General features: G+C 69.4%; 17 protein-coding genes. 9 read left to right on the top strand and 8 right to left on the bottom strand.

Annotation, left to right across the window (positions count from 1 at the left end):
* Positions 1-172: 172 nt before the first annotated feature.
* Positions 173-649, bottom strand: coding sequence for a hypothetical protein (locus ACFYZQ_RS29945; RefSeq protein ID WP_389154260.1), 477 nt, complete (start codon positions 647-649; stop codon positions 173-175).
* A gap of 383 nt (positions 650-1,032) precedes the next feature.
* On the opposite strand from ACFYZQ_RS29945, the gene ACFYZQ_RS29940 reads away from it, so the two are divergent.
* Positions 1,033-1,824 (top strand): maleylpyruvate isomerase family mycothiol-dependent enzyme, encoded by a 792-nt coding sequence (locus ACFYZQ_RS29940; protein WP_389154257.1) that lies wholly within the window; start codon positions 1,033-1,035, stop codon positions 1,822-1,824.
* A gap of 19 nt (positions 1,825-1,843) precedes the next feature.
* Here the strand turns inward: ACFYZQ_RS29940 and ACFYZQ_RS29935 are convergent, their stop codons facing one another.
* Entirely contained in the window at positions 1,844-2,140 is a 297-nt protein-coding gene (locus ACFYZQ_RS29935) for a hypothetical protein (RefSeq protein WP_389154254.1), read from the bottom strand.
* 65 nt (positions 2,141-2,205) lie between these two features.
* Between ACFYZQ_RS29935 and ACFYZQ_RS29930 the strand changes: the two genes are divergently transcribed.
* The 5 genes from ACFYZQ_RS29930 (at position 2,206) to ACFYZQ_RS29910 (ending at position 5,168) form a co-directional block, all read left to right on the top strand.
* Positions 2,206-2,718: a GNAT family N-acetyltransferase gene (locus ACFYZQ_RS29930; protein WP_389154251.1), complete on the top strand. Its 513-nt coding sequence runs from the start codon at positions 2,206-2,208 to the stop codon at positions 2,716-2,718.
* A 169-nt stretch (positions 2,719-2,887) separates the two neighbouring features.
* Complete coding sequence (locus ACFYZQ_RS29925) at positions 2,888-3,097, top strand: hypothetical protein (protein WP_389154249.1); 210 nt, start codon at positions 2,888-2,890, stop codon at positions 3,095-3,097.
* Positions 3,087-3,749, top strand: coding sequence for a hypothetical protein (locus tag ACFYZQ_RS29920; protein WP_389154246.1), 663 nt, complete (start codon positions 3,087-3,089; stop codon positions 3,747-3,749). Before ACFYZQ_RS29925 ends, ACFYZQ_RS29920 begins: the two co-directional genes overlap by 11 nt.
* Before the next feature lie 101 nt (positions 3,750-3,850).
* Positions 3,851-4,594, top strand: a complete 744-nt coding sequence (locus ACFYZQ_RS29915; protein ID WP_389154243.1) for a methyltransferase domain-containing protein — start codon at positions 3,851-3,853, stop codon at positions 4,592-4,594.
* Between the two features lie 31 nt (positions 4,595-4,625).
* Positions 4,626-5,168, top strand: a complete 543-nt coding sequence (locus tag ACFYZQ_RS29910; protein ID WP_389154240.1) for an MOSC domain-containing protein — start codon at positions 4,626-4,628, stop codon at positions 5,166-5,168.
* Between the two features lie 177 nt (positions 5,169-5,345).
* Here ACFYZQ_RS29910 and ACFYZQ_RS29905 read toward each other — a convergent pair whose 3' ends face one another.
* The 4 genes from ACFYZQ_RS29905 to ACFYZQ_RS29890 form a co-directional block, all read right to left on the bottom strand.
* Positions 5,346-6,269 (bottom strand): NADP-dependent oxidoreductase, encoded by a 924-nt coding sequence (locus tag ACFYZQ_RS29905; protein ID WP_389154237.1) that lies wholly within the window; start codon positions 6,267-6,269, stop codon positions 5,346-5,348.
* A 107-nt stretch (positions 6,270-6,376) separates the two neighbouring features.
* Positions 6,377-6,772: a MerR family transcriptional regulator gene (locus tag ACFYZQ_RS29900; RefSeq protein WP_389154234.1), complete on the bottom strand. Its 396-nt coding sequence runs from the start codon at positions 6,770-6,772 to the stop codon at positions 6,377-6,379.
* 325 nt (positions 6,773-7,097) lie between these two features.
* Entirely contained in the window at positions 7,098-8,228 is a 1,131-nt protein-coding gene (locus tag ACFYZQ_RS29895; protein ID WP_389154230.1) for a methyltransferase, read from the bottom strand.
* Positions 8,229-8,475: 247 nt separating this feature from the next.
* A complete protein-coding gene (locus tag ACFYZQ_RS29890; protein ID WP_389154227.1) occupies positions 8,476-9,297 on the bottom strand; it encodes an alpha/beta fold hydrolase in 822 nt (273 codons plus the stop codon).
* A 320-nt stretch (positions 9,298-9,617) separates the two neighbouring features.
* On the opposite strand from ACFYZQ_RS29890, the gene ACFYZQ_RS29885 reads away from it, so the two are divergent.
* Complete coding sequence (locus ACFYZQ_RS29885) at positions 9,618-10,949, top strand: S8 family serine peptidase (RefSeq protein ID WP_389154224.1); 1,332 nt, start codon at positions 9,618-9,620, stop codon at positions 10,947-10,949.
* A gap of 3 nt (positions 10,950-10,952) precedes the next feature.
* Positions 10,953-11,195, top strand: coding sequence for a hypothetical protein (locus ACFYZQ_RS29880; RefSeq protein ID WP_389154221.1), 243 nt, complete (start codon positions 10,953-10,955; stop codon positions 11,193-11,195).
* A 21-nt stretch (positions 11,196-11,216) separates the two neighbouring features.
* Here ACFYZQ_RS29880 and ACFYZQ_RS29875 read toward each other — a convergent pair whose 3' ends face one another.
* Together ACFYZQ_RS29875 and ACFYZQ_RS29870 are read right to left on the bottom strand one after the other, a co-directional pair.
* Entirely contained in the window at positions 11,217-11,732 is a 516-nt protein-coding gene (locus tag ACFYZQ_RS29875; RefSeq protein ID WP_389154218.1) for a DUF2267 domain-containing protein, read from the bottom strand.
* Between the two features lie 157 nt (positions 11,733-11,889).
* Positions 11,890-12,315 (bottom strand): Hsp20/alpha crystallin family protein, encoded by a 426-nt coding sequence (locus ACFYZQ_RS29870; RefSeq protein ID WP_389154615.1) that lies wholly within the window; start codon positions 12,313-12,315, stop codon positions 11,890-11,892.
* A 148-nt stretch (positions 12,316-12,463) separates the two neighbouring features.
* Here ACFYZQ_RS29870 and ACFYZQ_RS29865 point away from each other — a divergent pair, with 148 nt between their 5' ends.
* The gene (locus tag ACFYZQ_RS29865; protein ID WP_389154215.1) at positions 12,464-12,766 is read left to right on the top strand and encodes a hypothetical protein; all 303 of its coding nucleotides are present in this window, start codon (positions 12,464-12,466) and stop codon (positions 12,764-12,766) included.
* The last annotated feature ends 43 nt before the right edge of the window (positions 12,767-12,809 follow it).

The following is a 12,809-nucleotide window of genomic DNA, read 5'->3' as shown; positions in this document are numbered from 1 at the left end:
CGCTCACGCTTTCGTACAGCAACGACCCCACCGAAGGCGTCAACACCAAGAAAAAGCGCGGAGCCGTCGGACGTCCCGCCCCGGACTGCTTCCGCGAGGCGGGCTGCATAACGGTAGGCAGCGCCTCGCAGGGCTCACTTCTGGCTGCCAAGCCGCGCCCGTGGCCGGTCTCTCATCCACCGATTCCGAAGGGCAGTCCACTTTGATCACGACTCAGTGATCGCCGTATGGCGTTGACCAGCTTCACCTGCGCCTCGGCAGGTGCCTGTCTGGCTTGCTCGAACTCTTCCGGACTCACCGGGTCACGCAACGGGTCACGCTCCCGCGCCACCTGGTCCAGGAAGGAGTCGATGGCACGGCCGAAGTCATCGATCTCGGTGGCTACTCGTGGAGGGGCGACCAGGCTTACGCGCATCAAAGCCGCGTTCCACTCACCCCAGTCGTAATCCCATCCACGTCGGTCACCGTGTGCTCGCCTGAGTTCCATCGTGAACTTGGCGTAGTGACTGAACAGCTCCTGATAGGCGACAAGCTGCTGGTCACGTAGCCACTGACGGTCCTGAGCGCGACGCGTGACGATACCGCCGACCAAAACGCCCACCGTGGCGGAAAGGGCCCCGGCAGCCGTCGTCACCAACGTGTCCAGCACCAGACCCCCAGACCCCAACCTCTACGAGACGAACGTACTGGTCATCAGTCCTCGGCGACAACGATGCCGTCACCTGATGACGATCGACAGTTCCGGGACAGCCCTGGCCAGGAAGCCGTGCCTTTCGCCTTGCGTGACGCCGGCACCAAGCTGGGGCGTCACCTCATGGAGGACGCCGTCATGTACGGCGACGAGCCATGACGTCGTGGTCAACGGGTTCGGGAACCTCCAGTTCTACCGAGACCCCGCTCTCCGCAGCGCGCCCACCGCTCACCCGTCGTGCGGCCGCATCGGTCAACTTACCGTCCTAGGCCGAGGCTTGGCGATCGGCTCTGGCGTAAACCCGCGTGCTGGCTGGTGGGACGCGGTGATAGACAACCGAGGTGGAAAAGACTCTCGAGTTCTCCGATCTGCTGCGGCTGATCGACGAGCGGGCGACCGCCTTCCGGGCCGCGGTCGCCTCCGCGCCCAGTCTCGACGTGCCGGTGCCGACGTGCCCCGGGTGGACGTTGTTCGATCTGGTGCGGCATCTGGGTGAGGGGCGCCGCAAATGGGCCGCCATCGTCGCCGCGGGACCTGCCGACGCTCCCCCGGCCAGGTCCGTATGGGGCGCCCCGGCTGCGCCTCGGGAGCGCGAGGCCCTCCTGGACTGGTGGACCGCATCGGCGCAGCAACTGCTGGACGCCCTGCGGGAGTACGGCCCGGATCGCGGCTGCTGGACCTGGTGGGCGGCGTCGCAGTCGCCGCAGACCGCCGGTGCCGCTGCCCGGCATCAGCTTCAGGAGATCGCCGTGCACACCTACGACGCCCAGCTCACAGCTGGCGCCCCGCAGCCGCTCCCGGACGAGGTGGCGCTCGACGGTGTCGACGAGTTCCTGTCCACCTGCTGCGCGACGACGAGCCCCTGGCCGCACGAGCCCGCTGTCGTCGACTACCACGCCACCGAGGGCCGCTCCTGGCGCCTCTGGCTCTCCGCCGACGGCGCGCGGTTCGCCCGTCTCCCCGCACCCGGCACAACGCCCGGCGAGGCCCCGGACGCTGTCGACGCCTCCGCCCGGGGCACGGCCGGCGAGCTGGTCCTCGTCATGTACGACCGTATTCCGGTGGCCTCTCTCAAAGTCGACGGCGACGGGCGTCTTTTCGACCTGCTTCAGGCCTGGGAGCCGGAGGAGTAGGTGGGGGCGGCGCGCTCCTTTATGCCGAGTTGTGGTCCGTGGAGTGGACGCGTACGAAGCCCTCGGTCCACTCGTCCGTGTCCACGGTGTGCTCGTCGATGACGAAGCACTCCGGTTCGTCGGCGAAGCCCGGTAGGAGGCGGGCCTCGTCGATTCGCTCCTCCGCCTTCTGTCGGGAGGAGTAGAGGCCCAGCAGCTTGGTGTCGTCGCCGTCCTGTTCGTCTACGTAGACGTCGCTGCCGTCGTGGTGCAGGACTGTGCCGCCGTCACCGGCTTCGTTGTGGTGGCTTATGTGCCACAGGAGATGGACTGACATCGTCGAAGGTTAACTTCCAGATCACGGCGGCCTGCCGAGCGGTAGTCCGGGGATGGTGATGTGACGTGACGGCGGTCGCCGCCCAGGCCATCCGTACGGAGCGGCTGGAGTTGGAGCCGCTGCGGATCGAGCATGCCGAGGAGATGGCCGTCGTGCTGGCCGATCCGGCTCTGCACACCTTCATCGGCGGGGCACCGGACAGTCCGCAGGAGCTGCGCGCGCGGTACCAGCGCATGGTCGCGGGATCTGGTGACCCGGCCCTCTGCTGGCTGAACTGGGTGATCCGGCTTCGGGACGAGGGCTGTCTGGCGGGTACGGTCCAGGCGACGGTCAGCCTCTCCGGACAGGACTGCGGCGCCGAGATCGCCTGGGTGGTGGGGACGCCGTGGCAGGGAAGGGGCATCGCCAGTGAAGCGGCCCGTGGGCTTGTCGGCTGGCTCGCGCGGCAGCCGGTGGGGAGCGTCATCGCTCACATCCATCCCGAGCATCGGGCTTCCGCCGGTGTCGCCGTCGCTGCCGGACTCGCTCCCACCGGTGAATGGAACGAGGGCGAGATTCGGTGGCGTCGGGTCTTTTGACCGCGTTGGGCGATCAGCGCCCGCCATGTGGCGTTTCTTGCGGCTGCCAGCCGTTCGGGTGATAAAAGATCAGTCATTCGGGGCATATAACTGTCGGCGACCGGTTGAGTACGCAATGCTGTGAGTGTCGCGTAGCACGCCACAACCGTCTGGGGGGTAGACGATGAGTGTGACGATCGACGAGAAATCGCTCACCGATCACGAGGACGACATCGTGATCGTTGTGTCCGACGCCGACTACCGGGACGCCGCACAGCGAGCCCTCGACGAGCTCGGCCTCACCTACGCCGAGCTTCGGGCTCAGGCCGAAGAGGGCAACTTCACGTCGTCTCAGGCTCACGCCCTTTGGGTGTCTATCGGCGGCACGGTTGACCTCTGACCTGTCCAAGCAGGCCTACAAGTTCGCCAAGGAGTTACAGGAGACCCTCAACGGGACCGTGTGCCAGCATGTGCGCATCGCCGCCGTGCTGCGTCCGCGGTCCGCGGCTGGGCCTGTCTTCACTCTTGGCCATGGCCTGTCTGCCACCAACCCCACCCAGCCGACAGCCTTCCCGCTGCGCATCGACAACAAGAAGCCCCGGGCCTGGATGAACCTGTCGTTTCAGGTTCGTCTGGATGATGAGGTCGATTTCCTGACGGTGCACTCGTCTTACTGTGGGATCTTCACGGATGAGGCCCTGGAGACGTGTCTGCTCCATTGGGACTACGAGCGGGAGAAAGAGAAGTACACGAGCGCGCATGTGCAGGTGTACGGCACATCGCCCGCGCTGGAAGTGCTGAACAGGAACACCGATCAGAAGCGGTCACTGGACAAGCTGCACATCCCTGTCGGAGGCAAACGGTTCCGCCCCTGCATCGAGGACGTGATCGAGTTCCTGATCACCGAGCGGCTGGCTGACGGCCGAGAAGGCTGGGAGAAGCGCGTCGAGGAGGGACGCAACCGCTACCGTCGCGGACAACTTCTGGCGACGATGAGGCGTAACCCGGATGTCGTCAAGGAATTCCTTGACGGCCTGGACAAGGACGAGTGAAGGCGGGTCACTTCATCCCGGTGTTCGCGCGGCGCGCCGGTGCGTTGATTGGCGGGAAGGTGGGCCGCGGGGGGTGCGGCTTCCTCGCGACACTGGCCGGTATGGCGCTCTACGACTCGCTCGGTGCGACGTACGCCCGGACCCGGCGGCCCGATCCGCGGATCGGTGCGCGGATCCACGGGGCGCTCGAGGGCATGGCGAGTGTGATCAACGTGGGGGCCGGTGCCGGGTCGTACGAGCCTGAGCGGACCGTGCTCGCGGTCGAGCCCAGCCGGGTCATGGTGGGCCAGCGGCCGGTGGGAGCGGCGCCTGCCGTGCGGGCGGTGGCGGAACGGCTGCCGGTGCGGGACTGCGCGGCCGATGCCGTCATGGCGGTGCTCACCGTGCACCACTGGAGCGACCTGGCGGCCGGGGTCGGGGAGATGCGGCGGGTCGCCCGTCGGCGGATCGTCGTACTGACGTGGGATCAGGAGGTGTTCCGGGAGCGGTTCTGGCTCGTGCGGGAGTACCTGCCGGAGACGGTGGCCTTCGACGACCGGCGGGCTGTGCCGGTGGAGGAGCTGGCCGAGCTGCTCGGTGGGGCGCGGGTGGAGACCGTACCCGTGCCGCACGACTGTACGGACGGGTTCGGTGCCGCCTTCTGGCGGCGGCCCGAGGCCTATCTCGATCCGGAGGTGCGGGCGGGGATCTCGCTGTGCGCCCAGGCCGGGGAGGACGTCATCGCACCCGGGCTGGAACGGCTCGCGCAGGACCTGGCGAGCGGGCGTTGGCGCAGTCGGCACGCCGAGTTGCTGAGGCTGGAGGAAATCGATGTGGGTTACCGGCTTGTGGTGAGTAGCGTGTGAGGTCTGACCTGATCGGAAGAGGGTGGCCTGCGTGAACGCGGTGGTTACGGCTGTCAGCAGCAACGGCGAGTACTCGTTCAGCAAGCCGAACCGGGAGAGCATCACCCTGCTCGCCGGGCTCGGGGTGGACGGGGATGTGCATGCCGGGGTGACCGTCAAGCACCGGTCGCGGGTCGCGCAGGATCCCACGCAGCCGAATCTGCGGCAGGTGCACCTCATCCACGAGGAGTTGTTCCGTGAAGTCGGCGGCGCCGGGTTCCGGGTGGCGCCCGGGGAGCTCGGGGAGAACATCACCACCCGGGGGATCGATCTGCTCGGGCTGCCCGTGGGAACGCTGCTGCACATCGGTGACGAGGCCGTGGTCGAGGTGACCGGGCTGCGCAATCCCTGCCTGCAGATCGACAACTTCCAGCAGGGGCTGCTCAAGCAGGTGGTCGGGCGGGGTGCGGACGGGAACGTCGTGCGCAAGGCCGGGATCATGGGCATCGTGCGGGAGGGTGGCGTGGTGCGGCCCGGTGACGCGATCAGGGTGACGGTGCCGGACGGGCCGCATCGGCCGCTCGAGCGGGTCTGAGCCGCCTCATGCCCTTGGAAGTCGCGCGGAATGGTCTGGTGGGTGGGGCACAGGTGGTGCTTTGCCGATCGGGCGCTGTGTGCCAACGATGACCTGCTGGCGACGGCTGCGGGTGTCGGCGTCGACTCTCGTCAGTCCGCATTGGACGGTCGGCAGCGTCAGACGGCCGGGTACTTCTCATGCCACCTTGATGACGACCTTGCCCGAGGTGTGACCGTTCTCGACGGTGGCGAGGGCGGCCGGGGCGTCGGAGAGCGGATGGACCGCGGTGATTACGGGTGCGAGGAGTCCGTCGAGGGCCAGCCGGGCCGACCGCTCCAGGTTCTCGCGGTCGACGCGACGCTCGACGAAACGCCCACCGAGATCGGGCACAGACATATCACCCACAGCGATGACGTTGCGGGGATCCTGGGCCAGCGGAGCGACCGTCCGCAGCGAGGTGCCTCCGGCCAGGTCGACGATCCCGTCGAAGCCGTCCGGAACCAGCTCGCGTGCCGTGGCGGCGACGTCCTCGGCGGTGTAGTCGATGAATCGCACCCCGATGGCCTCGGCGTGCTCGCGTTTGGCGGTACTCCCGGTGCCGATCACACGCAGCTCGCGCCCGATGGCCAGCCGGGCAACGGCGAGGCCGACCCCGCCCCCGACTCCGTTGACCAGGACCGTGGCACCGGCCGGGAGGCTGAGCTGGTCGAGCACGTCCACCGCGGTCGTCCCGGCTACTGGCAGCGTTGCCGCCACGGTCGCGGACAGACCCTCCGGGATGCGCGCGGTGTTCGGCGCGGACAGCACCGTCGTCTCGGCGTAGGTGCCGCCACCGGTGAGTGCGAAGCCGAAGACCGCGTCACCCACCTCGAGCCCGTTGACGTCCTCGCCCCGGGCGAGAACGGTTCCGGCTGCCTCCATGCCCAGCACGCGGGGAAACGGACGCCCGCCGTCGAGCCCGTCGACCCGACCCGAGCGCAGAAGGTGGTCGAGGGGATTCACGCCGGCGACGTCGACCTGGATCAGCACCTCGCCGCGACCGGGGACGGGGTCGGGACGATCGAAGAACTCCTGCACCTCGGGCCCGCCATACCTGCCGAAACCCCACGCCTGCCCCATCTTGTGCCGCCTCTCGTATTGACCGGCCCGGTGATTCCGGGCGCAGTCGCCATCCTCACCTCTGACATCGATGTGAGGGGCAAGCGGCTGAGATGCGGATCACAGCATCAGGCCGACTGCGCCACCGGTTCCGGGGCCGTGGACAGCTCCGCCCGGTGTCGGCTGTTGGCCCTGATCAGCACGTCGAGTGCATCTCGGGTCTCGATCAGGTGCGCGATGTCGGCGTCGATCCGGTCGCGCTCGCGCATCATCGCCGTGAACGTCTCCTCGGCGACGCCCAGGTCACCCGGGAGGTCCACACACGGCAGCACAGTCGTGATCACCCTGCTGGACATACCCGCGTCGAACAGCTGACGGATGAGTGACACGCGCTGGACCGCAGCATCGGAGTAGTGACGCTGCCCCGCGTCGGAGCGTGAACTGGTCAGCAGGCCCTGCTCTTCGTAGTACCGCAGTGAGCGCGGACTCACGCCCGTGCGCTTGGACAACTCGCCTATCCGCATCCCTGAGAGCGTACGCCCGCGTGCTCCAGGTTCAGACCGCCGTCGAGTCGTGGACGCTCGCGAACACCCCACGCCGCAGGGTCGTCCTTCCGGTCCCACGACCGAGCACGTTCGTCTGTACACGCCTGGGCACTTTTCTCGGTACGCCGACAGCGGGACCACCACGCGTTCGTCACCCTCGGCTGCGCCGTGTCCTAAGTAGGTGTTTAGATCCTCCGGCTTGGCGAGGGATCGGGTCATCCCGTGAGCGCGGCGAAGTCACCCACGGGACGTACTCACCTGGTGAACCGAGAGGCGAGATGCCGTTACGTGGTCCGGGTGCCGGTCATGTCGTCAGACGCCAGAGGGACGTGGTCTCGGCGCTTCGTGCTGTGTGGAGTGGGTCGGCAGCGTCCTTGGAGCGTGGGTGCCGGGGCTTGGTATCGATCTTGCCCGCGACGCGAAGTCGTGCTGCCTGGATGGCGTCGAGAAGCTGCTGACGTGTCCGGAGGCCGAGGTGCTCTGCCAGGTCGGACAAGATGAGCCAGCCCTCGCCGCCTGGTCGGAGGCGGGCGGACAGTCCGGCGAGGAAGCTGTGGAGCATGGTGCTGTCCGGGTCGTAGACGCCTTGTTCGACAGGGCCGGTCGGGCGGCCGGGGAGCCAGGGCGGGTTGCAAACGACCAGGTCGGCGCGGCCTTCGGGGAACAGGCCGGGGCCGGCCACCTCGATACGGTCGGTCAGCGCGAGCCGGTGAACGTTCTCCCTGGCGCAGGCCAGGGCGCGTGGGCTGATGTCGGTGGCCACGACGCGCTTGATACCGCGGTGGGCCAGGACTGCGGCGAGGACGCCGGTTCCCGTGCCGAGGTCGAATGCTGTACTGGTGGCGGGACTGTGCCGGGTCGCCGGCGGCAGTGGCGTGTGGGCGACCAGGTCGACGTACTCGCCTCTGAGAGGTGCGAACACGCCGTAGTGGGGGTGGATTCGAGCCCCGAGCGCCGGCACGTCGATCCCTCTCGAGCGCCACTGGTGAGCGCCGATCACGCCTAGTAGTTCCCGCAGAGAGACCGCCATGGGTCCCTTCGGGGGGCCGTAGGTTTCCAGACACGCCTGGCGGACGTCGGGTGCCCGGCGCAACCTCAAGGTGTAGCCGTCGTCCAACAGCACCAGAAGCTTTCCCAGGACACGGGCTCGGTGACTGCTGCTGCGTCGGTGCAGGTGGAAGTTCTCGCTCGGGAACGTGCTGGGCCTGGGCGGCTTGCGGTCGATGCGGCGGCTCATCGCCTGCAGGATCTGCCGGGCGTTGTGGAAGTCGCCTTGCCAGAGCAGGGCCGTTCCTTCGCACGCCTGTCGGTAGGCGTCGTCGGCCTTCATCCGGTCGTCGGCGACGACGGTTCGTCGGGGAAGAGGGGCGGCGTTCTCGGAATGCCAGCGGGCGGACTGGTGGGTGTGGTTCTCGGTCCAGTGGATGGTGGACACCACGTACTCCTCGTGGTCGAACGTGCAGGGGCACGAAGAGCACTTCGACGAGGAGCAGACTGAACCCACGCCTGTCCGTTGGACGGGCGTGTGCGTTGAGGCAGGTGGCCGTTACCGCTCTCGCGTCGAAGCGCGAGAGCGGACGTCCCAGACAACCATGCCGAGCATCGGAGCGAGCCCTTTCGGAGGAGTGGCAGCAGACTCGCACAGGTGCTGCTCGGCTGCCAAAGTCACCAGTCCCGCAAGGTCAATGGGCTGACTTCCAAGACCTGACCAGGAAGCGGGCGATCGTCTCGTACAGGGCTTCCGGCTGGTCCAGGTGGACGTCGTGTGCCGCGTCCTGGACGACGGTGGTGGCTGTCGACGGGCGGCGGGTCCGCATCTCCCGCGCCTCCGACTCCCGCATCGTGCCGTTCTCGCCCCGGACGACCAGGGTGGGGCAGGTGATCAGGGACCACTCGGCCCAGTAGTCGTGGGTGGCCAGTTCCGCGACGGCCGCGACCATCGTGTCCCGGTCCAGCGTCGGGTACCAGCCGTCCTCGCGTTCGTCCAGGCCCCGCACCCATGCCTCGTGGCCGAGGAACTCCAGCGCCTCGGTCCTGGTCCTGAACACCGGTGGCCAGCTGTCCAGCCAGGCCCCGATCCGGGACGGCAGCTCCGGGTCGCGGCACGCCGGGCCCGCCTCCACCAGGACCAGGGAGTCGACCGCGGGGGCGTGCCGGGACGCCGCCACCAGCAGGGCCGTCAGGCCGCCCAGGGACTGGCCCACCAGTGTCACGGGGGCCAGGTGGAGGTGGTCGATCAGGGCCGTCGCGTCGCTCACCGCCGCCGCTCGCGTCATGTCGGCCGGCGTGCGGGTGCTGACGCCGTGGCCTCGGGCGTCGTACGTCACCACGCGGTGTCCGTCGGCGAGGAGACGGGCGGTCAGGTCCTCCCACTCGCCCATGTGACCCGCCAGGCCGTGGAGCAGGAGGACCGTGCGCCCCGAACGTCCGTCGGGCGGGGTGTGGTCGCGGTAGGCGATGCGGGTGCCGTCCGGGGTGGTGAGGTGGGCGGTGGGGGGCTTCAACTCGGTTGCTGCTCCTGGCTGGTGGGGTGTGCGGCGGGGCGTCGTAAGGATCGCCCGGTGGGGCCGTCCAGTGCCACCGGTTTGTCTGCGGCGGCGCCGGGAGTTGCGCCTTCAACCTGCGGTTTCCCGAGTTGCGGGCCTCCGTGGGCAGAGAGACGGTGGAGAAGGGGTGTTGACGGCACTGGGGGCGAGGGGACATCGCGCCGGCACCCGGGCAGACCCACCCGTTCGTCGAGCCTGACCGCGCGGCGGCGCGTGTGCACGTGCCGTACCGAGGACGCACAGGAACCGGCGCGGAAGCGCCAGAGGCGGAGACTGCGATGACGATTGGGCCCAATGGAAGGCGACCCGGCGGAGAGCCGCCCGGTCTGGCGGGTGCCGCCGCACAGCGGAGCGCGGAGTACACCGGACGGTATGTGGTCCTGCTGGACCAGTCCGATCCGCAGAGCGGGTTGGAGGCGCTGCGCAGGTCCGCCGGTGTCGCGTCCGCCGAACGGATCAGAGGAGCCGAACCCGAGAGCGCGGCCGAGGCACTCGCCCGCCCCGACACGTCGGTGCTGTTCGACGAACTCGCCGTCGCGGTCGTCGAAGCGCAGCCGGATCAGCGGCACGCGCTGGTGACCACGGCGGAGGCGGAGCCCTCGATCATCGCGGCCGAACCCGAGCGTGTGGTGTACGCCGCGACGATCACCGACGCCGGGCAGTCGCTGACGGGGTTCTTCCCGGCGTACCGCAGCGACGACGCGGAACTCGAGCGGTTCACGCAGGCCGAACTGGCCGCCCATCTGGGCCCGGCCTGGGACGAGTCGAACGCGACCTGGGGCTTGCAGGCGATCCGGGCGAACGCGTCGGGGATGACCGGGCAGGGCGTGAAGATCGCCGTCCTGGACACCGGCGTGGACACCACGCACCCCGATCTCGCGGGCTGCCTGGACGAGACCGCCTCGTTCGTCGCGAGCGAGGAGGTCAAGGACGGCCACGGTCACGGCACGCACTGCATCGGCACGGTGGCCGGCCCGGCCAGGCCCCGGCAGGGCCCCCGCTACGGGGTCGCCGGTGGGGCCAGGGTGCTCGCGGGGAAGGTGCTCGACAACACCGGCCACGGGACGGACGGCAATATCCTGGCGGGCATGGCCTGGGCGGTGTCCCGCGGGGTGCGGGCGATATCCATGTCGCTCGGTGGCGCGGTGGAGCCGGGTGAGCTCTTCCCGCAGACGTACGAGCTGGCGGCACAGCGGGCGCTGAAGCGCGGCACGGTGATCGTCGCCGCGGCGGGCAACGAAAGCCATCGGCCCAGGGTCGTACGGCCTGTGGGACGGCCCGCCAACTGCCCGTCCATCCTGGCCGTGGCGGCGCTCGACAAGGACCTGTCGACCGCCTGGTTCTCCTGCCAGGCCATCAACGGCCAGGGAGGCGAGATCGACATCGCCGCACCCGGTGTGGACGTGTACTCGGCCAAGCCGGGCGGCCAGTACCAGACGCTCAGCGGGACCAGCATGGCCACCCCGCACGTCGCCGGTGTGCTCGCCCTGATCGCCCAGGCGCACCCGGGTGCCTCGGCGGACGAGCTGGCCAAACGGCTGCTGTCCGGGGCGTTCCCGCTGTCCCAGCCGGCCGAGGACATCGGTGCGGGCCTGCTTCAGGCGCCGTGAGCCGTGACCTCGGGTGCGGAACCGGTCGGAGTCGTCCTCGCCGTCGACCCCGACCGGTTCGACGAGGTGGTGGAGGCGGCCCGGCGCATCGGGCTGGCCGTCACCGCGGAGCAGCCGCTGCTCGGTACGCTGTCCGGCTCGATCCCCGAGGACCGGATCGCCCGGCTGCAGGTCCTGGACGGGGTCGACTCCGTCGACCGTGAGCGTACGTACCGTCTCCCGCCGCCGGATTCGCCGGTTCAGTGAGCCGCGGGACTACGGCGCGGACTACGGCGCGGCTGCCAGGTCCGCCCTGCCGAACAGCAGGGCGTAGCCGGGCGGGAGTTGGGTGATGATCCGGGTCACCAGGTCGTCGCCGACCAGTTTCGGCAGCACGCTGAGAACGGAGCTGACGTCCCAGCGGGCCGTCGCGGGGGTCGCGCCCTCGGTGCGGGCCGCGACGGACTCGACGAACTCGGGGGCCGTGCGGGGGCGGGTCGCGGGGATCTGGGCGGCGACCAGCTTCGCCGCCTCCTCGGGGAGGGCTCGGGCGAGGTCCACACGTTCGTCGCCGACCACGTGGGCGCCGAGGGCCGACAGGACGATACGGGTGACGCGCTCCGCCTCGGGGCGGGTGGGGTAGCGGCCGGCTTCTTGGACCTTGTCGATCAGATCGGTCCACGTGCTTCTCGCAGTGCGTGCGCCGGCATCGGTGCCGTACGGCTTGCGGGGTCCGCTCAGTGTCGTGGGCGTGGGCAGTGCAACTCTCGGCACTGTCACGGTCGGCACCGTCGTCGCGGTCATCGTGTGCGAGCTCCCTTTCCGGTCCGTTTCCGGTCCGCCCGCCGCCTGGGCGCGGCGGGCGGACGTGGGTGACCGCGTCCCGCGGGCCGCCGAAGGGGTGGGCGGCCCGCGGGACGCTTCTCTCCTGGTGTGTTCCCTGGTGCGGTCGGCCGTGCGGTCAGCCGCTGATCTGCCTGCGGCCGGTGTCGCCGCCGGTGATCTGGATGCGGCGCGGCTTGGCCTGCTCGGCGACCGGGATGCGCAGGGTCAGGACTCCTGCCTCGTAGGAGGCGTCGATGCGGTCCGTGTCGAGGGTGTCACCGAGGAAGAGCTGGCGGGTGAAGGTGCCCGTGGGCCGCTCGGCGACGAGCAGTTCGGCGCCCTCGGGGGCGGGGGACTTGCGCTCGGCGCGGACGTTCAGGACGTTGCGTTCGACGTCCAGCTCGATCGTCTCCGGGTCGATGCCGGGGAGGTCGAAGTGGACCAGGAAGTCGTCCCCGGACCGGTAGGCGTCCATCGCCATCGCCGACGGGCGGGTGGTGGAGCCGAAGACCTGCTGCGCGAGACGGTCGAAGTCGCGGAACGGGTCGGTACGCATGAGCATCACGGGTCACTCCTCTCCTCAGGGGCTGGGTGCGATGCCCTTCGCCTTCTTATATAACTCCGGGGAGGAAAGTTGACAAGCTTCGACTCAGGTTTCTTCGGCTACTGATCCGGGAGTTAGTTTCGACGCACAACCGAAGGAGGCAGACATGGCGAAGGTTCCCAGCTCGGTGGTGGCCGCGACGGGGCTCGTCGGCGGGTACGGCGTCGCGCGCTGGACCGGGAAGCGGCAGCTCGGCGGGGCCGTGCTGGCCGTCGCGGGGGCGGCCGCCGCGCAGCAGTGGCGCAGGCAGGCCGGCGGGAAGGCGGCAGGTGCGCTGGGCGCCGCGTACGTCGCCGCGTTCGCCGGGTCGCATCCGCTGGCCAAGAAGGTCGGGGCGTGGCCGTCGGTGTTCGGGGTCGCCGGGGCCGTGGCGCTGGCCTCGTGGGCGGTGGCCGACCGGCGGGCGTAGCGGGCCTGTCGCCGCGTGGCAGTAATCCGTTGCCCTGTGGCGA

This window comes from Streptomyces sp. NPDC001843 (assembly GCF_042891955.1).
GTDB lineage: Bacteria > Actinomycetota > Actinomycetes > Streptomycetales > Streptomycetaceae > Streptomyces.
The sequence above is the reverse complement of the archived record's forward strand: the minus strand, read 5'-3'. Positions and strand labels throughout refer to the sequence as shown.

Bases quoted from the DNA above. Each gene is read 5' to 3' on its own strand.
- ACFYZQ_RS29935 (WP_389154254.1), bottom strand. From the start codon at position 2,140: ATGTCAGTCCATCTCCTGTGGCACATAAGCCACCACAACGAAGCCGGT.
- ACFYZQ_RS29915 (WP_389154243.1), top strand. From the start codon at position 3,851: ATGGCGCTCTACGACTCGCTCGGTGCGACGTACGCCCGGACCCGGCGG.
- ACFYZQ_RS29905 (WP_389154237.1), bottom strand. From the start codon at position 6,269: ATGGGGCAGGCGTGGGGTTTCGGCAGGTATGGCGGGCCCGAGGTGCAG.
- ACFYZQ_RS29900 (WP_389154234.1), bottom strand. From the start codon at position 6,772: ATGCGGATAGGCGAGTTGTCCAAGCGCACGGGCGTGAGTCCGCGCTCA.
- ACFYZQ_RS29885 (WP_389154224.1), top strand. From the start codon at position 9,618: ATGACGATTGGGCCCAATGGAAGGCGACCCGGCGGAGAGCCGCCCGGT.
- ACFYZQ_RS29875 (WP_389154218.1), bottom strand. From the start codon at position 11,732: ATGACCGCGACGACGGTGCCGACCGTGACAGTGCCGAGAGTTGCACTG.
- ACFYZQ_RS29870 (WP_389154615.1), bottom strand. From the start codon at position 12,315: ATGCTCATGCGTACCGACCCGTTCCGCGACTTCGACCGTCTCGCGCAG.
- ACFYZQ_RS29865 (WP_389154215.1), top strand. From the start codon at position 12,464: ATGGCGAAGGTTCCCAGCTCGGTGGTGGCCGCGACGGGGCTCGTCGGC.